We start from the raw sequence: 20,743 nt of genomic DNA, 5'->3' as shown, positions 1-20,743 counted from the left end.
GTCAGCGCGGATCCGGCTGCCGTCCCGCCGGCCCCGGGACGTCGGGGGAGGCCACCTCGCCCTTGGGCTGCTCCTTGCTCGGGTCGATGAAGGGCTTGGGCACCACCACCGCCTCGACCGGCTCCGTCCCGGAGGGCTCGGCCGCCCCGGGGCGCTCCCCGGTGTCCACGTGCAGCGTGGTGCCGATCTCCGCCAGCTCGGTCGGCACCATCGCCAGAGCGATGTTCTTCTCCAGCCGCGGGGAGCGGCAGGCGGAGGTGACCTCGCCGACGCGCTCGCCCTCGTGCAGCACGGGGAAGACGTCGATCATCGAGCCGTCGTTGTAGGTGCCCAGGTCCGCACCGCCGATCTCCAGGCCCACCAGCGTCCGGCGCGGCCCCTCGGCCTTGATCCGGGCCAGTGCCTGCTTGCCGATGAAGTCGCCCTCCTGCTCCAGGTCGACCATCCAGTCGTAGCCCATGCCGATCTCGAAGGGGTTGGTCTCCACGGTGATGTCGGCGCCGTGGGCGAGCATCCCGCCCTCGATGCGACGGATGTGGCAGGGACCGATCACCTGCAGCCCGTGTGGCCGGCCCGCCTCCCAGACCAGCTCCCAGAGCCGCTCGGCGTTCCGGGAGGCGTCATGGACGTAGATCTCGTACCCGATCTCCCCGGTGTACCCGGTGCGGGACACCGTCACGTCGATCCCGTCGACCTGGAAGTCGTGCAGGTAGTAGTAGCGGATGTCCGCGACGCCGTCACCGAGCAGGTCCCGCAGGACCGCGAAGGACTTCGGGCCCTGCACCTGGACCGGGGCCACGTCGATCTCGGCGATGTGCACGTCCATCCCGGCGTGGGTGGCGACCCCGCGGGCCCACAGCAGGATGTCGCTGTCGGCGAGGGAGAGCCAGAAGCGGTTCTCCTCGAGCCGCAGCAGCACCGGGTCGTTGAGGATGCCGCCGTGCTGGTCGGTGAGGAAGACGTACTTGCACTGGCCGATGCGGCACTTCGAGAGGTCGCGGGTGATCAGCAGGTTCGTGAAGTCGAAGGCGTCGGGGCCGGAGATCTCGACCTGCCGTTCGACGCCGACGTCCCACAGCGTCGCCCCCTCCAGCAGCGCCCAGTACTCGGCGACGGGATCGCCGTAGTGGCGCGGGTGGTACGTGTGGTTGTAGACGCTGTACATCGCCACCCCGTGGCGCCGTGAGGCGTAGAAGAACGGGGACTTGCGGATCCGCGGATACAGCAGCACGCGGGGATCGTGGTTGACGCTCATCATGGCCTCCCGGGACGTGTCCGTCCCCCACTGTGACACCCGCATGCGCGATGCGCAATGATGTGCGCATGGCGCAACGCCCACCGCAACGCCCGCCGCGACGCGCCGCCGCCGCCGACGAAGGAGCAGACGTGCCCGCAGCAGGGACCGGACTGGGAACCGTGCAGTCCGTCGAGCGCGCCCTGGAGGTGCTCGAGATCCTGGCCCGCGAGGGCAGCGCCGGGGTCGGGGCGATCGCCCGCGAGCTGGGGATCCATCCCTCCACCGCATCCCGGCTGGTCGGCGCCCTGATGACGCACGAGCTGGTGGAGCGGCCCGCGGCGGGCGGGCCGGTGCGGCTCGGCGTCGGCGTGCTCCGGCTGGCGGCGGCCACCCGCTCCCGGCTCGACGTCGTCGCGGTGGCGGGACCGGTGTGCGAGGCGCTCGCCGAGGAGCTGGGGGAGACGGTCAACGTCGCCGTGTACCGCTCGGGCAGTGCGGTGAACCTGTACCAGGCGCAGGGGAGGCGCACGGTGGCGATGCACAACTGGGCGGGCAGCCGGACGGTCCTGCACGCCACCTCGAGCGGGAAGATGCTGCTGGCCCATCTTCCCCGCGCCGAGAGCGAGGCGCTGCTGTCCGGGCCGCTGGAGGCCTTCACCGCGCGCACCCTCACCGCGCCCGATGCCCTGCGCGCGGAGCTGCGCACGATCCGGGAGCAGGGCTGGGCGCGTTCGATCGAGGAGTTCGAGGAGGGGCTGAACGCCGTCGCTGCGCCGCTGTACGGACCGGAGGGCACGGTGGTGGCGGCGCTGTCCGTCGCGGGACCCGCCTATCGGCTGGCACCGGAGCACCTCCCCGCGACGGCCCGGTCCCTGCAGCGGGCCGCGGGCGAGATCTCCCGTCGGCTCGGGCATCGGGCCCGCAGCGTCGACTGAGCCGGAGGCGCGGCCCGGGTCCGGGTGCGGCCCTCAGTCGCGCATCCGGGCGTCCTCGGGATCGAAGGGCGGGGTGCGGCCGACGGTCAGCACCGTCACCGGGAGCCGCCGCCCCAGGTACTCGACCTGCAGGGCGGTGCCGACGGCGGCGAGCTCCACCGGGAGGTAGGCCATCAGCAGGTAGCGGCCGAGCGAGGGCGCCGGTCCGGCGGAGGTGACGTACGAGCGCCGGCCGCGGGCATCGACCAGGGGATGCCCCTCGGGGCCGAGCACCGGCTCGCCGCCGGTCGGGCAGTGCGGCGCCGCACCCTCCGCGCCGTGGGCCATCGCGAGCGTGCACAGCAGCGCCGCCGGCCCCTGCTCCCGCGCCTCGAGATAGGCGTCCTTGCCCACGAAGTCCGCGCGCTTGACCCGGGGCAGTGCCAGGTCGGCCTCGACGGGATCGTGCTCGGCGGTGAGCTCGGCCCCCATCAGCCGGTACCCCTTCTCGAGCCTCCCGGTGGTGCCGTACACGCCGATCCCGGCGGCGATCACGCCGTGGGCCCGCCCCGCCTCCCACAGCAGGTCCCACAGGCGCAGGCCATGCTCGGTGGGGACGTGGACCTCCCAGCCCAGCTCCCCGACGTAGGAGATCCGCAGCATCGAGACCGGGATCGAGCCGAGCACCGCCTCCTGCGCGGTGCCGAAGCCGAAGGCGGTCTCGGACAGGTCGTGGTCGGTGACCGCCGCCAGCAGGTCCCGGGTACGCGGCCCCCACACCCCCAGCGTGCTGAGCCCCGAGGTGGCGTCCACCAGCTGCACGGAGCCGTCGGCCGGCAGCAGCCGGCGCAGCCAGTGCAGGTCCCGGGCGCCCTCGGCGCCGCCGGTGATCACCCGGAAGTCCTCCGCCCCGCGCCGCACGATGGTCAGGTCCGAGCGGAAGGTGCCGGCGGAGGTCAGCAGCGGGGTGTAGACCACGCGCCCGAGCGGCACGTCGATCCTGGCCATCGCCAGGTGCTCGAGGAACCCGAGCGCCCCGGGGCCGCGCACGTCGAGGATCGCGAAGGCGCCGAGGTCGATCATCGCCACCCGCTCCCGCATCGCCAGGTGCTCCGCCTCGATGATCGGCGACCACCAGCGCGCATCCCAGTCGTGCTCCCGCGGCGGGATGCGCTCGGCATGCTCCGCGACCAGGCCGGCGTTGCCGGCGTACCACTGGGGACGCTCCCAGCCCGCGGTCTCGAAGAACTCCGCGCCGAGCGCCTCCGTGCGCGGGTGGAAGGGGCTGGTGCGGGAGGGGCGGTCGCTGAGCCACTGCTCGCGCGGATGGCTGATGCCGTAGATCTTCGGGAAGCCCTCCGCGGCGCGCGCCCGCAGGTGCGCCTCGGTGCGGGCGCCGGGGTGGAAGCGGGCGATGTCCGCGCCATGGGGGTCGATCTCGCTGACCCCGTCGGTCATCAGCTCGGCGAGCATGCGCCCCACCCCCGCGGCCTCCTTGATCCAGACCGCCGCGGCGCACCAGAGCCCCCGCACCTCGGGTGTCTCGCCGACCAGCGCGCCGCCGTCGGGCGTCAGCGAGAGCAGTCCGTTGATCGCCCTCCGGCGCGGCGGCTCGGGATCGGTCAGCAGCGCCGGGAACATCTGGCGGGCGTGCTCCATCTGCCGCGCGAAGTCCTGCTCGGTGAAGGGGAAGGAGGTGGGGGAGGCCTGCCCGGGCGCCCCGTGCGGCGGGATCTCCTGGGGACGGTGCAGCAGCGGGTGGTGGGCGTAGGAGCCGATCTCCAGGTCGGGTCCCCGCTGCCGCTCGTACATCAGGCAGTCCATGTCCCGCAGCAGCGGGAAGCTGATCCAGTCCTCGGTGGCCTCGAGCTGCGGGATGGGGCCGACGTCGATCATCTGGTGCACCGCCGGGGTGAGCGGGAGGACGGCCCCGGCCAGGGCCGCCACCCGCGGGCTCCAGACCCCGCAGGCGATCACGACGTGCTCGGTCTCGATCTCCCCGCGGTCGGTGAGCACGCGGGAGATCCTCCCGCCGGTCACCTCGAACCCGGTCACCTCGGTGCCCGGATGGACGGTGAGGGCGCCGAGCCGTTCGGCGTGCTCGCGGAAGAGCGCCCCCGCCGCGAGCGGATCGACGATCGCCGCGGTCGGGGTGTGGAAGCCGCCGCGCAGCAGGCTCGCGTCGCACCAGGGCACCAGCTCCTGGATCTCGGCGGGGCCGAGCAGGTGCGCCTCGACGCCCCAGGACCTGGCCGAGCTCATCCGCCGGGTGAGCTCCTGCATCCGCTCGGAGCTGCGGGCGGCCTCGATCCCTCCGCAGGTGGTGACCACCCCGAGCTGCTGGTACTGGCGCAGCGAGTCCACCGTGAGGTCGGTGACCTCCTTGGAGTGGTCGACGGGGAACACGAAGTTCGAGGCGTGCCCGGTCGATCCGCCGGGGTCCGGCAGGGGGCCCTGGTCGAGCTGGACGATGCCGCGCCAGCCGAGCTCGGCGAGGTGGCGGACGGCGGCGTTGCCCACCACACCGGCCCCGATGACGACGATGTCCGCGCGCTCCGGCAGCTGTGCCATGGTGTCCTCCCGAACGACCCGTGGCCCACCGACGCTATCCCAGGGCGGGCAGGTGACGCGATGGTCACCGCAGCGCGGCCTTCCCCCGGGAATGACGAAAGCCCCTGCGAACAGGGGCTTTCCTCGGGGTGATCGACGGGATTTGAACCCGCGACCGCCTGGACCACAACCAGGAGCTCTACCAACTGAGCTACGACCACCATGTGCGAACCGCAGGCCCGCAACGAGAGACCAGCATACCGTCTCCCGGCAGGGATCTCGCCCCCGGCCGGCCTGCAGGAGTGTGAGACGCATTGCACCGGGCGGCCGGCAGGGGCCAGGATGGCGCCATGATCGTCGCCTTCTCCGTCCAGCCCTCCGGTGAGCCCTCCGACCCCGCCCTCGCCCGCGACCTCGGTGAGGGAGCGGACAGTGCGAGCGTGCACAACGCGGTCGCCGCCGCGGTGCGCGTCGTGCGCGAATCGGGACTGCCCACCCGCACCTCCTCGATGTTCACCGAGATCGAGGGGGAGTGGGAGGAGGTGATGGAGGTGGTGCGCCGCGCCACCGCCGAGGCGGGCCGCTACGGCTCCCGCGTCTCCCTGGTGCTCAAGGCCGACATCCGGCCCGGTCGCAGCAGCGAGCTCGACGGCAAGGTCGAGCGCCTGCAGCAGGCCCTCGACCGCCTCGAACGGCGCTGAGACGGCGTCCCGGGGGCATGCCCCGGGACCCGCCGCGCCTCAGAGGGTCGAATCCAGCAGCCCGTCGCGCAGCGCGGCGGCCAGGGTCGGGGTGACCGGCAGGCGGGGGATCAGCGTCGCCTGCAGGGCGTGGTAGATGTCCGGCTTGCCGGGCCAGGTCACGCCCTGCGGCTCGTTCTCCGCATCGAGCTCGTGGAACCAGGAGCCGCTGCCGGCGTCCAGCAGGTAGGTGGAGATGTACTCCCACCACTGCTCGTACCGCTGGGCCCAGATGCGGTCCCCGGTCACCTGGTGCATCACCGCGGCGGCGCCGACGGCCTCGGCCGCGACCCAGTGCATGCGCTCCCGCGCGACCGGGGAGCCGTCCCAGTCCACGGTGTACACCCAGCCGGGGGCGCCGTCGGCGCCGAAGGCGGCGGCGGACTTCTCCATCAGGGCGGTGGCGGCCTCGAGCATCCACTCCGGGGCCTGGCCGTCGGCCGCGATGAGCGCGGCGCGCGCGTGGAGCACCAGGCGGGACCATTCGATCCAGTGGCCGATCGTCGCGCCGTAGGGGCGGAACGGGTGGTTCGGCTCCTCGCGGTTGTAGTCCAGCTGGGGGTTCCACTCGACGTCGAAGTGCTCGGGCAGCGCCCAGTCGTTGGCGCGGGCGAACTCGTCGATCGCGCGGGTGGCGATGGCGACGGCGCGGTCGAGCCAGCGGCGCTCCCCGGTGACGTCAGCCGCGGCGAGCAGCGCCTCGACGGTGTGCATGTTGGCGTTGATCCCGCGGTAGTCCTCGCAGGCGGCGAAGGCGCGGTCGAAGGTGTCCACGCTCATCCCGGAGGCCTCGTCGAAGAACTTCTCATCGAGCACGGCGAGCGCGTCGTCGAGCAGCTCCCGGGCGCCGCGCCGACCGGCGGCGACGCCCGAGGCGGCCGCGAGCACCACGAAGGCGTGCGCGTAGGCCTGCTTGGAGTCGTCCACGACCTTGCCGCCCGCGACCGCGGCGAACCAGCCGCCGTGCTCCTGGTCGCGGAAGACCCCGCGCAGCGAGGTCAGGCCGTGGTCGGCGAAGCGCCCGAAGTCGGGACGGCCCAGGAGGTGGCCGAGCGCGAAGCAGTGCGTCATCCGGGCGGTGATCCACAGCTCGGCGGGCCGGGAGAGATCCGGGGCGCCGTCCTCGTCGAGCCAGGCGAAGCCGCCGTCCTCGCGGACCGCTTCGGAGGCGAACACCAGCAGCTCGTCGCCCTCGCCCTCCAGCCAGGTGCGGTGCGAGGCCCGGTCGAGCCAGGGCAGGTGCTGAGCGGGTGCGGCCGGGGCAGGGGACACGGGGCTCTCCTGGGTCAGTTGAACGGCGCGGGCGGCCTCCTGGGCCTGCGCGGTGGTGGGGCCGGGCTCCGCTGCCAGCAGCACCTGGCGGTAGTACCTGAGCTCCTGGATCGACTCGCGGATGTCGGCGAGGGCCCGGTGGCCGCCGTGCTTGGCGGGGACGTTGTAGTAGACCCGCGGGAACCAGCGCTTGGCGAGCTCCTTGAGGCTGGAGACGTCGATGGTGCGGTAGGACAGCCACTGCGCGAACTCCGGGACGTCACGGTCCAGGAACACGCGATCGGTGCCCACGCTGTTGCCCGCCAGTGGAGCCTTGCCCGGCTCGGGGCAGTGCTGGCGCACATAGTCCAGGCACAGCGCCTGCGCCTCCTCCAGCGTCATGCCGGCGTCGAGCTCGTCGAGCAGTCCCGAGACGGTGTGCATGTTCCGCACGAAGGGGTCCATGCGCTCGACGGACTCGGCGGGCGGCTTGATGACGACGTCGACGCCGTCGCCGAGGATGTTCAGATCGGCGTCGGTCACGAGGACGGCGATCTCGACGAGCGCGTCGCGCTGCTTGTCGAGGCCGGTCATCTCGCAGTCGACCCAGATGATCCGGTCATTGATGGCACGAGTAGCACTGGAGGTCACCGGAGAACACTATCGCGGGTGCGGAAGTCGCGAGGTCAGCGCGGGGAGCCGGCGTCGTGGCGCCCCACGGGCTCGCCCACCGGACGGTTACCCTGCAGTCCCGCAGCTCCTGGAGGAGCTGCGGGGAGCCCGCCGAAGGAGCCCGCCGTGAACCTGTACGTCCGCCTGCTGCTGCTCATGGCCACGGTGCGCTTCCGCCGCCGGCTCGGCCTCTGGGACACCTCGCACGTGACCTTCCGCGTGTATCCCACGGATCTCGACGTGCAGCGGCACATGAACAACGGCCGCTACCTCACCCTGATGGACCTCGGGCGGATGGACCTGATGCTGCGCTCCGGGTTCTGGCGGCGCCTCACCGGCCAGGGCTGGTACCCGGTGGTCGCCGGGCAGACCATCACCTACCGCCGGTCGCTGCAGCTGGGGGAGCGGTTCGACCTCGCCTCCCGCGTGATGGGGCACGACGACCGCTGGATCTACCTCGAGCAGGTCTTCCGCCGCGACGGGGAGGTGGTGGCCGACGCGATCGTGCGCGCCCGCTTCCTGCGGCGGACCGGCGGATCGGTGCCGATGGACGAGGTGCTGGCGCTGGCGTCCCCGGTGCCGAAGCATCTCGAGGTGCCGACGTGGGTCACGCAGTGGAACGAGGGCTCCTCGCGGCGCGGTCGCGCGCTCTGATCCCCGCCCGGCGCCGGATCTCCTCGACCGCGCTGAGCGCCAGCAGGATCACCACCACCGTGAGCAGGATCCACTGCTCGAAGACCACGGCCAGCACGCCCGCGATCAGCAGCGCCGACAGGTACACGGCGCTGATCACGCGCACCGAGACGCCCAGCAGGCCGGCCCCGAAGCGTCCGCGCAGCAGGCGCAGGAGCAGCAGCAGGACGATGCCGACGATCGTGAGGAGCTTCAGCATCATGCGGGGACTCCTCAGGAGGTGGCGGACGCGCGGTGCCCCCAGCAGGACTCGAACCTGCAACCTACGGATTAGAAGGCCGTTGCTCTATCCATTGAGCTATGGAGGCGCAGCCGCGACCGGTGCCCGAGCGCCGGTCGCGACCGTACGAGTCTACCGATCCGCCGCGGCCGATGTGCTGCGGGGGCGATGTGCCGGCCCCGGGTCGCACCGTCCGGGGGCCACCGCCCGGTGCGGGAACTTGGTCCTCCCTCCGGGCCGCTCCGCGCTCCTACTGTGGTCGGTACCACGACGTCCACGGAAGGACGAGATGATGTCCGCTCTGTTCGAGCAGTTCCGGCTCCATGATCTGACCCTGCCCAACCGCATCGTGATGGGTCCGATGACCCGGGCGAAGGCGACGCCCGAGGGGGTCCCGACCCCGATGATGGCGACGCACTACGCGCAGCGCGCGAGCGCCGGCCTGATCATCTCCGAGGGCACCTGGCCCGAGCGGCGCGGCCAGGGCTACTTCGACATCCCCGGCATCGAGACCCAGGAGCAGCAGGACGCCTGGGCGCAGGTCACCGAGGCGGTCCACACCGCGGGCGGGCGCATCTTCCTGCAGATGGAGCACACCGGGCGGGTGGGCCATGAGGTGAACAACGGCGGCACCACCCTGTGCGCCCCCAGCGACGTCCCGGCCGACTTCCAGATCTTCACCCGGGACCAGGGCGCGGTCCAGATGACCACCGCCCTCCACGTGCTCAGCACCGACGAGGTCTGGGACGTCATCGACGCCTACGGCAAGGCGGCGCAGCGCGCCAAGGCCGCCGGTTTCGACGGCATCGAGCTGCACGGCGCCTCCGGATACCTGCCCCACCAGTTCCTCTCCGACACCTCGAACCTCCGTGACGACGAGTTCGGCGGCAGCCCCGCCAGGCGCACCACCTTCATGATCGAAGTCCTGAAGCGCATGATCGACGCCTGGGGCGACTCCCGCCGGATCGGGGTGAAGATCTCCCCCGGCATCCTCTACAACGGCAACGTCGAGCACGAGGTGGAGGAGACCTACTCGGTGCTCATCGACCAGCTCAATGAGCTGGACCTCGCCTACGTCGCCTTCCAGACCCCCGAGTCGCTGCGCTCGTTCAGCGGGGCGGAGACCGACGACATCCCGGACGGGGAGATCTGGCACCGCTTCCCCTACGAGTTCATCCGCGAGCGCTACCACGGCACGGTCATCGCCTCCGGCGACCTGACCAAGGAGTACGCGCAGAAGGCGCTCGAGGCGGGCAAGGCCGACCTGTTCGTCTTCGGCCGGGCCTACATGTCCAACCCGGACCTCGTCGAACGGATGCAGAACGACTGGCCGCTGACCCCGGTGGACATGCGACGCGGCTACGGCGGCGGCGAGGAGGGGTACAACGACTACCCGACCTGGCAGCAGCAGAGCGCCGAGCCGCAGGGCGCACCCGTCGGCTGACGGCTGACGGCGCATGGCGGACGGCGGCGGACGGGCCTATCGACCCGTCCGCCGTCGCGCGGGGCGCGCCGGGGCCGGGGGCGCACCCGGTCCGGCCTGGCAGCGGGGACAGAACCACAGCACCCGCGGCTCGGTGCCCTCGAGCCGGGGCTCGGCGAGCTCGCCGCGCTCGATCCGGGTCCGGCAGCGCCGGCACTGCCGGCCGCCGCGGCCGTAGACCCAGAGGTCGCCGTCCCGTCCCAGCATGCCGCCGGTGGTGACGCGGACGGTGCGGTCGGCGTTCAGGGCCAGCAGGCGGTGGGCGAGGTCGACCATCTCGCCGAGATCGCCCGCGGCGGCGGTCGGCGCGGCCGGGTGGATCCGCCGCAGGAAGCACAGCTCGCTGCGGTAGATGTTCCCGATCCCCGCGAGCACCTGCTGGTCCAGCAGGGCCAGCCCGATCGGGCGCTGCGGCTCCGCCGCGAGGTTCGCGACCGCCTGCGCGCGCAGGTCCTCGCCCCAGGCCGGGTCCAGCAGGTCGGGTCCGAGATGGCCGACCAGCTCTCCCTCGTCGGCCGTGCGCAGCAGGCGCACCTGCTTCACGTCGTAGGCGATGGCCCGCACCTCGCGGCCGTCCTCATGGCGCGCATCGAGCAGCACCCGGATCGTGTCCGTCGGGCGCGGTCCTGCGCTCGTGTCGCTCGAGCGCAGCGCCCGGCCGTCGACGTGCCAGATCCCGTCCATCTTCAGATGTGTGTGCAGCGTCAGCGGTGGGACGCCCGGGGTGGGCGGCTCGAGCCGCATGAGCAGGTGCTTGCCCCGGGGCCGCACCTCCCGCACCCTCCAGCCGACCAGATCCGCGGTCGCGGCGCGCGGCACCCGCACGTCGCAGCGGATGATCCGCGCCCCGGCGAGGGCCTCGTGCAGCACCCGGCACTGCCGGGCGACGGTGTCCCCCTCGGGCATCAGCGGCCTCCTGCGCGCAGGCGGATCGACTTCGGGGAGCGGTAGCAGCCGGCCGCCCCCAGCGCCGCGCCGACGGCCGCGACCGCGGGGCTGTCGATGCCGTGGCCGTTGATCCGTTCGATCCGCAGCTGCGGGAGGCGGGAGTCCTCGGCGATCGCGCGCACCAGCTGCTCGGCGGCCAGGCTCGTCGAGGCCTCGTCGGCCCACCACAGCAGGTGCTTGGCGCCCCGGTCGACGACGGCCAGCACGTGCCCGTCGGCCAGCAGCACGAGCGCTCCGGCGCGGCGGGCGGGGCGGGCCTGGACCCCCTCGGGCGGGGCGATCGGCAGCGGCGGCCAGGGCAGCGCGGCGCCGTAGGGGTTGCCCGGATCGGTCGCCGCGAGCGCCACGGTCGCGGCCTCGGCGGGGATCACGGCGGCCGTCTCGTCGGGGCCGCGCTCGGCCTCCGCCTCCCGGTCGCGGTCCCGCAGGCGGTCGACCGCCTCGACGGGGGCGAACTGCGAGGCCCCCAGGCCGTCGACGAAGTATCCGCGCCGGCAGCTGCCGTTCTCCTCCAGCACCGACAGCACGCGGTACACCGCGGCGAAGCTGCCGGGGATGTCCTCGACGTCCATGGCCCCGCGGGTGACGACGCCGTGCCGGTCCAGCAGGAGGGTGGCCAGCGCCGCGGCGCGCGCCGACGGATCCACCGCCTCGACCCGCACCGCCGACCATCGTCCGGCGGTCAGGGGACCGCCGGCGAGATCCTCGACGGAGGCGGCCCCCTGGCGCATCATCGCCGCCGACAGCCGGGCGGCGCCGCGCCGGGTGACCGGACGCGAGCGGCCGCCCGCACGGGTGGGACGGGCGGTGCCGCGGCCGTAGGTGCGCAGCGCCTCGAAGGAGTCGTTGGTGATCAGGCCCTGGAAGGCGAGGTCCCACAGGGCCTCGCGCAGGGCGGGCGGGGTGACCGCCTCGCCGCTGTCCGCCAGGGCCGAGAGCACCTCGCCGTGGCGCAGCGCCCCGGGAGTCCCGCGCAGCAGGGCGAGGATCCGGGCGGGCAGCGAGCCCTCCGCCAGCGCTGCCGCGGCGTCCTCGAGCGCTCCGGCATCGAGTCCGAGCGGCAGGGCGCCGGCGAGGTGGAGCCGGATCCAGCCGTCGTCGCTGCCCAGCCGGCCGTGCCCCGTCCACACCAGCGCGCCGGCGGCGAAGGCCGCATCCAGCAGGGCCGGGGTCATGTCCGGCAGGCGGGCCGGCAGCACCTGGGTCTCCCAGGCCGACAGCGGCAGCGACACCCCGGCCAGCTGGTCGACCACCGAGAGCAGGCCGTCCTGGCCGCGCCAGGTGGCGCGCTCGCGTCGGCCATCGGCGCGGCGCGGCGTCAGGTGCTGCCACTGCCCGAGGAACCGGGCGTAGACGGGGCCCGGGACCGGTGCGATCTCGCGACGGGAGGCGGCCAGGCTCGCGCGGCGGATGCGGCGCAGCACGTCCGCGTCCACCCATTCCTCGCCCTCGCGGCCGGGGGTGAACTCGCCCTGCTGGAGCACCCGTTCAGCGGTGAGCCGTTCGAGGGCCCCGCGCACCACGCCGGGGGCGAGGCCGAAGGCCTCCACCGGGGCGGCGGCGGGGAACGGTCCCCTGCCCCGCGCCCAGCGGGAGAGCAGCTGCTCGACCGCGTCGTGCACCGCGGCGAGGTGGGCCGCGGGCACGCCCGGAGGGAGCACCGTGCCGAGCGCATCGCGCAGCAGCCCGGCGTCCTCGACGGCGGCGAGGTGCTCCCGCCCGGCGAGGCGCACCGGCAGCACCCGCCGCGCCTCGACGAGGCCGGCGAGCTCGGCGTCGAGGTCGAGCCCCTCGGCGGCCCGGGAGGCGAGCTCGTCCCGGCTCAGCGGGCCCAGTCGGCGCAGCGCGTCGGCGATCTGTTCCGCGCCCCGCAGGGCGCGCTCGGCGGTCAGGCCCTGCAGGCGGGTCTCGACCTCCGCGATGACGTCGGCGTCCAGCAGCTCCCGCAGGCTGACGGAGCCCAGCAGCTCCGCCAGCAGCGACTGGTCCAGCGCGAGCGCGGCGGTGCGGCGCTCCGCGAGCGGGGCGTCGGTGTCGTAGAGGAACTGCGCGAGGTAGCCGAACAGGAGCGAGCGCGCGAAGGGCGAGGGGGAGGGCGTCTCCACCTCCCGCACCTCGAGCCGGCGCCGGCCGATCTGCGTCATCAGGTCGATCAGGGCGGGCAGGTCGTAGACGTCCTGCAGGCACTCGCGGGCCGCCTCCAGCATTATCGGGAAGTCGGGGTAGGGCCGCGCCACGTCGAGCAGGTGCGAGGAGCGCTGTCGCTGCTGCCACAGCGGGGCGCGCTGGCCCGGATCGCGGCGGGGCAGCAGCAGGGCCCGCGCCGCGCATTCGCGGAAGCGGGAGGCGAACAGGGCCGAGGAGCCGACCAGCCGCCGCACCTCCTCCTCGATCTCCTCCGGGGTGAAGACGAACAGGTCCGCGCCGGGGGGCTGCTCACCATGGGGGATCCGCAGCACGATGCCGTCGTCGGCCGCCATCACCTGCCCGTCCAGCCCGTACCGCTCCTCGACGCGGGCCCCGACGGCCAGCGCCCAGGGTCCGGTGATGCGCTGCCCGTAGGCGCAGTGCAGCACCACCCTCCAATCGCCGAGCTCATCGAGGAACCGCTCGACCACCAGCTGCTGCGGTCCGGGCACCGTGCCGGTGACCTGCTGCTGCTCGGCGAGGTAGTCCATCAGCACGGTGCGGGCGTTCGCGTCGAGCCCGAGCGCGGCCAGTCGCGCCTCGGCCTCGGTGCGCTCGAGCGCCGCCAGCTCGGCCTGCGCGGCGGCCAGCGCGCGGCCCAGGCTCGCCGGTCGCCCCTCCCCGTCGCCGTGCCAGAAGGGCACCCGGCCGGTGAGGCCGAAGGCGGGGGAGACCGTGACCCGGGAGGCGGTGATCTCCTCGATCCGCCAGCTGCTAGTGCCGAGGGTGATCACGTCCCCGCGGCGGGACTCGTAGACCATCTCCTCGTCGAGCTCGCCGACCCGTCGCTGCTGCGCATCGTCGTCGCCGGCGACCAGATGCACGGGGTACAGCCCGCGGTCGGGGATGGTGCCGCCGCTGGTGACCGCGAGGCGCTGCGCCCCCGGGCGGCCGGACAGCGTCCCGGTCTCGTGGTCGTGCACGAGCCGCGGTCGCAGCTCGGAGAACGCGGTGGAGGGGTAGCGGCCCGCGAGCAGGTCGATGGTCTGGTCGAAGGCAGCGCGGGGCAGCGCCCGGTACGGGTACGCGCTGCGGACCAGATCGAACCAGTCCTCGACCTGCAGATCGTCCATCGCGGCCGCGGAGACGGTGTGCTGGGCCAGGACGTCCAGCGCATTGCGGGGCACCGAGAGGGGTTCGATCCGCCCCGCCCGCGCCTCCTGCACGGCCACCGCGGAGCGCAGCACGTCCGCGGCGTGGAGGGGGTGCAGGGAACCGGTGGAGACGGCGCCGACGTCGTGCCCGGCCCGTCCCACCCGCTGGAGCAGGCTCGAGACCGACATCGGGGCGGCGACCTGCAGCACCAGGTCCACCGCCCCCATGTCGATCCCCAGCTCCAGTGAGGAGGTCGCGACCACGCAGCGCAGGGAGCCCGTCTTCAGCCGGTCCTCGATCTGGGCCCGCACCTCCTTGGACATCGAGCCGTGATGGGCGCGGGCGATGTCCTCGACCTCCGCCTCCTCCGCCTCGGCTCCCTCGGCTCCCTCGGCGCGCCCCGCGCCGAGCCGCCGGGCGTGCAGGCGGTTGAGCTTCCCGCTGAGGCGCTCGGCCTGGCTGCGGGAGTTCGTGAAGACGATCGTCGAGCGGTGCGCGAGCACCTGGTCCAGCACGGCCCGCTCGACATGCGGCCAGATCGTGCCGGAGACGTCCTCGTCGTCGGCAGCGTCCGCCGGCGGCTCGATCGCCTGCAGGTCCGGCACCGGGACCGTCACCGTGAGGTCCCAGCGCTTGGTCGACTCCGGCCGCACCACGCTGATCCGCCGAGGGCGACCGGACCCGGTGAGGAACGCGGCGACCTCCTCGACCGGTTCGACCGTCGCCGAGAGCCCGATCCGCTGCGCCGGCGCCTCGAGCATCGCGTCGAGCCGGGCCAGGGACAGCGCCAGGTGCACGCCGCGCTTGGTGCCGGCGACGGCATGCACCTCGTCGAGGATCACCGTGTCGACCCCTCGCAGCGTCTCCCGCACCTGCGAGGTGAGCATGAGGAACAGCGACTCGGGGGTGGTGATGAGGATGTCGGGCGGATGGGTGGCGAGCCGGCGCCGGTCGGCGGGCGGGGTGTCGCCGGTGCGGACGCCCACGCTGATCGCGGCGGGGGAGAGACCGAGGCGCTCGGCGGCTCGGGCGGTCCCCACCAGGGGTGAGGTCAGGTTGCGCTCGATGTCGACGCCGAGCGCCTTGAGGGGCGAGATGTACAGGACGGTGGTGGTGCGGGCAGCGGGCTCCGGGGCCGGCGCGGTCCTCGCGCCGAGCCGGTCGATCGCGGTGAGGAAGGCGGCGAGGGTCTTGCCCGATCCCGTCGGCGCGACCACCAGCGTGTCGTCGCCCCGCTCGATCGCCTCCCAGGCCCCGACCTGCGCGGCCGTGGGGGCGTCGAACGACTCGGTGAACCATGCCGTGGTGGCAGGGGAGAAGGACGACGGGAGGTCTCGGCGGGGCGCGGCCATCGCACCATTGTGGACCGCGGCGCCGACAACTCCGCGCCCGCGGAGCGCCCGGGCGGGCGGCCGGGTCGAGTCACCGGACATCTCCCGGACAGCGTGGCAGGATGGACGGCACGGCGGGCCCGACATGGCTGGTCCCGCGCACCACACGACGAAGGGATGATCCACATGGCGGACTACACGCTTCCTGATCTCGACTACGACTACGGCGCGCTGGATCCCTCGATCTCGGGGCGGATCATGGAGCTGCACCACTCCAAGCACCACGCGACCTATGTCAAGGGCGCGAACACGGCGCTGGAGAAGCTGGCCGCGGCCAGGGAGTCCGGGGACTTCGGCTCGGTGAACCAGTTCTCCAAGGATCTGCAGTTCAACCTCGGTGGGCACACGAACCACTCGATCTTCTGGAAGAACCTCTCGCCGGAGGGCGGCGACAAGCCCACCGGTGAGCTGGCCCAGGCGCTCGAGGAGTACTTCGGGGGCTTCGATGCGTTCCGGGCGCACTTCACCGCGGCGGCGCTGGGGATCCAGGGCTCGGGCTGGGCCGTGCTGGCGTACGAGCCGCTCGGCGGGAAGCTGGTGATCGAGCAGTTCTACGATCAGCAGAACGGGGTGCCGGTCGCGACGATCCCGCTGTTCCAGCTGGACATGTGGGAGCACGCCTTCTACCTGGACTACCAGAACGTCAAGGCCGACTACGTCAAGGCCATCTGGAACATCGTGAACTGGGACGATGTCCAGCAGCGGTTCGCCAACGCGCGCACCCGCGGTGCGGGCCTGGTGTGATCCCGCAGCTCTGACGCACTCCGGGCCCCTGCGCGGGGCATGGTGCATGGACGCGGCGGCCGGTCCCCTGACGGGGGCCGGCCGCTGCGCCGTCCCCGGGCCGCGACGGTTCCTCCCCAATGCCCGCTCGTCCACAGGATCGGCCGCGACCTGGCTGGGCGCGCGGCGGTCCCCATCGACGCACCCTGCAGGTCATCGAGCAGGGTAGCCAACGCCGGGAACGCACCGGCACCCCCAGGAAGGACTCATCCGCAGTACGAGTTGACGAAGCATCACCACGATCATGGGCAACGCCACCGCGGACCCCAGCGAGCGCACGCACGACGGCACGGTCTCCGCCCTGGTGCGGATCGCCGTCACCGGGCGCTACTACGACGCGTCCAAGAGCGACTTCACCGATCGCAAGACCGAGTTCATCACGGTCTTCGCCCGCCGCCAGCTCGCCCGGAACCTGCTCGCCTCGGTGAAGAAGGGACAGCCGCTCATCGTCACCGGCCGGCTGAGCAGCTCGGAGTGGACCGACCAGGACGACACGCCCCGCCACTCGCTGAACCTGCAGGCCGAGGCCATCGGCCACGACCTCACCTACGGCACCGCTTCCTTCACCAAGCCGCTGCGGCTCGGCGACCAGCCCGATGTCGATCACGACACCGGCGAGATCCGCAGCGTCGACGCCGGCGGGAGCAACCCGGCCCGGAGCGACGACGAGGAGGCGGAGGAGTCCCTGGAGCCGGCCTTCTGAGCTCGCTCAGTCGGTGGTGCCCAGGGTCTGGAGCAGCGCCGCGGAGATGTCCGGCAGCAGAGCGGCGCCGAGGACGTAGCCGTCCTCGTCGCCGCGCACTGCGGAGAAGGTGGTGCCGTCGCTCAGCGCCGCCACCACCACGCGCAGCGCTCGGCCCTCCGGCAGATCCGCCTCGGCGGTGCTCTCGCGCAGCGCCCAGGCGCTGGGGGCGAGGTCGCAGGCGATCGCGCCGCCGGCGGCCAGGTCCGGCCACTGCACGGACTCCAGCCGCGCCAGCGGATCCGAGACGGCGGCGGAGCCGAGCGAGGGCGAGTCGTCGTCGAGGTCGATCGGGGTCAGGTGCAGGGCGTCCTGCCCGCCCTCGCCGTCGCTCCCCAGCAGGGCCGCGACGGCGGGGGAGGCGGCCGTCAGCTCCGCGCTGCGGGCCAGCGCGAACAGCCGCGGGACGGGCATCGGGGCGTCCTCCACGTGGCGGGCGACCTCGAGCACCGCGGCCGCGAGAGCGGCGGTGGGGGCGTCGAGAGGGTCCGGGGCCGGAGTCGTCATCTGATCGAGAGGTTCCTTGCAGGTTCGGCCTGACAGAATGGGGTCGTCACCGCTGTCCGCGGGGGCACCACACTGTACCCGGAGCCCGGGTGCCGTCCCTGCGAAGCCGCAGCGGCACCACCGGCTCCGACCCCGAGGCACCTGAGGTTATCCGTGAGTTTCTCCGCCCAGTTCGGCGACATGCCCCGGCCGCGTCCACGACCGGCTCCTGATGCGAGCCCCGGCGGGCCGCGGAAGGTCTCTCCCCTCGCGATCACCCTCGGCGTGCTCGCCGTGCTCGTGATCCTCCTGGTCATCGCCTCCGAGGTGTGGACCAAGTACCTGTGGATGGACCAGCTCGAGTACACCGACGTGCTGATGACCCGCTGGCTCACCCAGGGCCTGCTGTTCCTGGGCGGCTTCGTGGTGTTCGCGGTGCCGCTGTTCCTCAGCCTGCGCCTGGCCTACACGAAGCGGCCGGTCTACCCGCCGATCACCCGTGAGCAGGAGGCGCTCGAGCAGTTCCGGGCCGCGGTGGATCCCCTGCGTCGTGGACTGACCTACGGTGCGCCGCTGATCATCGGGGCCTTCGGCGGCCTGGCGCTGTCCCGCCGCTGGCAGGACGTGCAGCTGTTCCTGCACCCGCAGTCCTTCGGCGAGGTCGACCCGATCTTCGGCAACGACATCTCGTTCTACGTCTTCACGCTCCCGCTGATCGACATGCTCATCGCCTTCGCCCAGTTCGTGCTGCTGGTCTCCCTGATCGGTGCTCTGATCGGCCACTTCATCTACGGGGGAGTGAGCTGGGGGCAGGAGAACGGCCTCGAGGTCACCCGCTCGGCGCGCCGCCACCTCGGCGTGCTGGCCACCATCTACGTGCTGCTGCTGGGCGCCGGGCACTGGTTCCAGCGCTACGACCTGCTGACCGCGTCCCACCCGCGCTTCGAGGGCGCCTCGTACGCGGACGCCAACGCGATCCTGCCCGCGCAGACCATCCTCGCGATCGCCGCGATCGTGGTCGCCGCGCTGTTCGTGGTCTGGATCTTCCGCTCCGACTGGCGGATCCCCGCCATCGGCGCGGGCCTGATGATCCTGTCCACCCTGGTGGTCGGGAACCTCTACCCCTGGGCGGTCCAGCAGTTCCAGGTCCAGCCCAACGAGCGCGCCCTCGAGCAGCCGTACATCCAGAACAACATCGACGCCACCCGCGCCGCCTTCAACCTGGATACCGTCGAGGAGGTGCCGTACACGGCCACCAGCGACGCCGAGCCCGGCGCCCTGCGCGAGGACGCCTCGACCACCGCGCAGATCCGCCTGATGGACCCCAACATCATCTCGCCCACCTTCGAGCAGCGCGAGGCCAACCGCCAGTACTGGGGCTTCGACGAGGTGCTGAGCGTGGACCGCTACGAGATCGACGGCCAGCTGCAGGACACGGTGCTCGGCGTGCGCGAGCTCCGCCCGGACAAGTTCGGCCTGGCCGACCGCTCCTGGGTGGACCAGCACATCATCTACACCCACGGCTACGGCACCGCCGCCGCCTACGGCAACCGCCGCAACGCGGACGGCGAGCCCAGCTTCCTGCAGTCCGGCGTGCCCGGCGACGGGGCCTTCGGCGACTACGAGGAGCGGGTCTACTTCGGCCGCCACTCCCCGGACTACTCGATCGTGGGCGCCCCCGAGGGGAGCAACCCCGAGGAGTTCGACTACCAGCGCGGCAGCACCGACGACGAGGAGGGCGGCGACCAGGTCTACAACACCTTCGAGGGCGAGGGCGGCCCCAGCGTCGGCGGCTTCTTCAACCAGCTGCTGTACTCGATCAAGTTCCGCGACCCCAACATCGTGATCTCCGGGTACCTCAACGAGGAATCCCAGATCCTGTACGACCGCGATCCGCAGCGACGGGTCCGCGAGGTCGCGCCGTTCCTGTCGCTGGATTCCCATATGTACCCGGCCGTGGTCGACGGGGAGATGGTGTGGGTGGTCGACGGCTACACCACCACCACCCAGTACCCGTACGCGCAGTCGGTCGATCTGGACCAGACCGTCAACGACTCCCAGACCGACCCGAACGATTCCGCGGCCAACCGTGAGCGCTCGGCGAACTACATGCGCAACTCGGTCAAGGCGACGGTGAGCGCCTTCGACGGCTCGGTGACGCTGTACACCTGGGACACCGAGGACCCGATCCTCAAGTCCTGGGCCGAGGTGTTCCCGGACGCCCTGCAGCCCGCCTCTGCGATCAGCGGCGAGCTGATGGCGCATCTGCGCTACCCGGCCGACTTCTTCAAGGCCCAGCGCGAGGTCCTGGCGACCTACCACGTCACCGACGCGGACGACTTCTTCACCCAGCAGGACTTCTGGCAGGTGCCGCCGGACCCCACCGTCCCGGCCCCGACCAACCCCGACGGCAGCACCGGCCAGCAGGCCCCGCAGCCGCCGATGTACCTGACCATGCAGATGCCGGATGCCGAGTCCCCGCGCTTCATGCTCTCCTCGAGCTTCATCCCCTTCGACGGGCAGAACGTGCTCACCGGGTACCTGGCGGTGGACTCGGAGACGGGCAGCACCGAGGGGAACCCGGCGGAGAGCTTCGGCGACATCACCCTGCTGGTGCTGCCCACCTCGAACCCGGTCAACGGCCCCGGCCAGGTGCAGGCCACCTTCAACGCGGAGCCGAACGTCTCGCAGGCGCTGAACCTGCTGAAGTCCGGCAACTCCGAGGTGCTCAACGGCAACCTGCTCACCCTCCCGGTGGGCGGCGGTCTGCTCTACGTGCAGCCGGTCTACCTGCAGTCCTCCGCCTCCGGCGGCGGCACCCAGTACCCGCTGCTGCAGATGGTGCTGGTCTCCTTCGGGGAGAAGATCGGCTTCGCGCCGACCCTCGACGAGGCCCTGGACCTGGTCTTCGGCGGCGACTCCGGCGCCGACGCGGGCGACGCCGCGGTCACCGACCCCGATGCGCCCTCCGGCACCGCCGACACCGAGACCGGCGAGGGCACGGTCGAGACCCCCGCGGGGGAGGCCCCGGCCGAGGGTGAGGAGCCGGCTCCGGCGCCCGCTCCGGGCGCGGGCGGTTCCGCCGAGGAGCGCCTCGACCAGGCGCTGACGGACATGGACGCCGCGGTGACCGATGCCGAGACGGCGCTGGCCGGCGGCGACTGGACCGCCTACGGCGAGGCGCAGGAGCGACTGGCCGATGCGCTGAACCGGGCGATCGCGGCCAACGAGGAGCTGGGCGGCACCGGAGCACCGGTTCCGCCGTCCGACGGCGGGGAGGGCTGAGCCGCCCGCACCACGGTGCCAGGACGCCCGATCGCCGCCGGCCTCACGCCGGCAGCGGTCGGGCGT

The 20,743-nt window shown here is 72.7% G+C and carries 14 protein-coding genes and 2 tRNA genes; 7 read left to right on the top strand and 9 right to left on the bottom strand.

Annotated elements, in window-relative coordinates; translation table 11 throughout:
* Position 1: 1 nt before the first annotated feature.
* Positions 2 to 1,255, bottom strand: a complete 1,254-nt coding sequence (locus ACOJUI_RS10725) for a glycine cleavage T C-terminal barrel domain-containing protein (protein ID WP_422114951.1) — start codon at positions 1,253 to 1,255, stop codon at positions 2 to 4.
* A gap of 131 nt (positions 1,256 to 1,386) precedes the next feature.
* On the opposite strand from ACOJUI_RS10725, the gene ACOJUI_RS10720 reads away from it, so the two are divergent.
* On the top strand, positions 1,387 to 2,172 hold the full coding sequence (locus ACOJUI_RS10720; RefSeq protein ID WP_422114950.1) for an IclR family transcriptional regulator: 786 nt from the start codon (positions 1,387 to 1,389) through the stop codon (positions 2,170 to 2,172).
* A gap of 33 nt (positions 2,173 to 2,205) precedes the next feature.
* On the opposite strand, the gene ACOJUI_RS10715 is transcribed toward ACOJUI_RS10720, so the two are convergent.
* Positions 2,206 to 4,722, bottom strand: a complete 2,517-nt coding sequence (locus tag ACOJUI_RS10715; RefSeq protein WP_422114949.1) for a GcvT family protein — start codon at positions 4,720 to 4,722, stop codon at positions 2,206 to 2,208.
* A gap of 127 nt (positions 4,723 to 4,849) precedes the next feature.
* Positions 4,850 to 4,922 (bottom strand) — tRNA-His (locus ACOJUI_RS10710).
* Positions 4,923 to 5,051: 129 nt separating this feature from the next.
* Here ACOJUI_RS10710 and ACOJUI_RS10705 point away from each other — a divergent pair.
* Positions 5,052 to 5,402, top strand: coding sequence for a thiamine-binding protein (locus ACOJUI_RS10705; RefSeq protein ID WP_422114948.1), 351 nt, complete (start codon positions 5,052 to 5,054; stop codon positions 5,400 to 5,402).
* 39 nt (positions 5,403 to 5,441) lie between these two features.
* On the opposite strand, the gene orn is transcribed toward ACOJUI_RS10705, so the two are convergent.
* The gene (gene orn, locus ACOJUI_RS10700) at positions 5,442 to 7,343 is read right to left on the bottom strand and encodes an oligoribonuclease (protein WP_422114947.1); all 1,902 of its coding nucleotides are present in this window, start codon (positions 7,341 to 7,343) and stop codon (positions 5,442 to 5,444) included.
* A 147-nt stretch (positions 7,344 to 7,490) separates the two neighbouring features.
* Between orn and ACOJUI_RS10695 the strand changes: the two genes are divergently transcribed.
* On the top strand, positions 7,491 to 8,018 hold the full coding sequence (locus ACOJUI_RS10695) for an acyl-CoA thioesterase (protein WP_422114946.1): 528 nt from the start codon (positions 7,491 to 7,493) through the stop codon (positions 8,016 to 8,018).
* Here ACOJUI_RS10695 and ACOJUI_RS10690 read toward each other — a convergent pair.
* Positions 7,972 to 8,259: a hypothetical protein gene (locus ACOJUI_RS10690; protein ID WP_422114945.1), complete on the bottom strand. Its 288-nt coding sequence runs from the start codon at positions 8,257 to 8,259 to the stop codon at positions 7,972 to 7,974. The two genes, ACOJUI_RS10695 and ACOJUI_RS10690, sit on opposite strands and share 47 nt — an antisense overlap.
* A gap of 33 nt (positions 8,260 to 8,292) precedes the next feature.
* Positions 8,293 to 8,365, bottom strand: a tRNA-Arg gene (locus ACOJUI_RS10685).
* Positions 8,366 to 8,569: 204 nt separating this feature from the next.
* Between ACOJUI_RS10685 and ACOJUI_RS10680 the strand changes: the two genes are divergently transcribed.
* Positions 8,570 to 9,721 (top strand): alkene reductase, encoded by a 1,152-nt coding sequence (locus ACOJUI_RS10680; protein ID WP_422114944.1) that lies wholly within the window; start codon positions 8,570 to 8,572, stop codon positions 9,719 to 9,721.
* A gap of 36 nt (positions 9,722 to 9,757) precedes the next feature.
* On the opposite strand, the gene ACOJUI_RS10675 is transcribed toward ACOJUI_RS10680, so the two are convergent.
* Together ACOJUI_RS10675 and ACOJUI_RS10670 are read right to left on the bottom strand one after the other, a co-directional pair.
* Positions 9,758 to 10,666, bottom strand: coding sequence for a DNA-formamidopyrimidine glycosylase family protein (locus ACOJUI_RS10675; protein WP_422114943.1), 909 nt, complete (start codon positions 10,664 to 10,666; stop codon positions 9,758 to 9,760).
* The gene (locus ACOJUI_RS10670) at positions 10,666 to 15,342 is read right to left on the bottom strand and encodes an ATP-dependent helicase (RefSeq protein WP_422114942.1); all 4,677 of its coding nucleotides are present in this window, start codon (positions 15,340 to 15,342) and stop codon (positions 10,666 to 10,668) included. The genes ACOJUI_RS10675 and ACOJUI_RS10670 overlap by 1 nt, the downstream gene beginning before the upstream one ends.
* Positions 15,343 to 15,507: 165 nt before the next feature.
* Here ACOJUI_RS10670 and ACOJUI_RS10665 point away from each other — a divergent pair, with 165 nt between their 5' ends.
* Positions 15,508 to 16,125, top strand: a complete 618-nt coding sequence (locus ACOJUI_RS10665; RefSeq protein ID WP_422117655.1) for a superoxide dismutase — start codon at positions 15,508 to 15,510, stop codon at positions 16,123 to 16,125.
* Between the two features lie 283 nt (positions 16,126 to 16,408).
* The gene (locus ACOJUI_RS10660; RefSeq protein ID WP_422114941.1) at positions 16,409 to 16,867 is read left to right on the top strand and encodes a single-stranded DNA-binding protein; all 459 of its coding nucleotides are present in this window, start codon (positions 16,409 to 16,411) and stop codon (positions 16,865 to 16,867) included.
* Between the two features lie 6 nt (positions 16,868 to 16,873).
* Here ACOJUI_RS10660 and ACOJUI_RS10655 read toward each other — a convergent pair whose 3' ends face one another.
* The gene (locus tag ACOJUI_RS10655) at positions 16,874 to 17,413 is read right to left on the bottom strand and encodes a PPA1309 family protein (protein WP_422114940.1); all 540 of its coding nucleotides are present in this window, start codon (positions 17,411 to 17,413) and stop codon (positions 16,874 to 16,876) included.
* Between the two features lie 180 nt (positions 17,414 to 17,593).
* Between ACOJUI_RS10655 and ACOJUI_RS10650 the strand changes: the two genes are divergently transcribed.
* Positions 17,594 to 20,677: a UPF0182 family protein gene (locus tag ACOJUI_RS10650; protein ID WP_422117654.1), complete on the top strand. Its 3,084-nt coding sequence runs from the start codon at positions 17,594 to 17,596 to the stop codon at positions 20,675 to 20,677.
* Positions 20,678 to 20,743: the final 66 nt, after the last annotated feature.

The organism is Brachybacterium sp. UNK5269 (genome assembly GCF_049266655.1).
Taxonomy (GTDB): domain Bacteria; phylum Actinomycetota; class Actinomycetes; order Actinomycetales; family Dermabacteraceae; genus Brachybacterium.
Note: the sequence above shows the minus strand (reverse complement) of the source record. Positions and strands in the feature narration are given on the sequence as shown.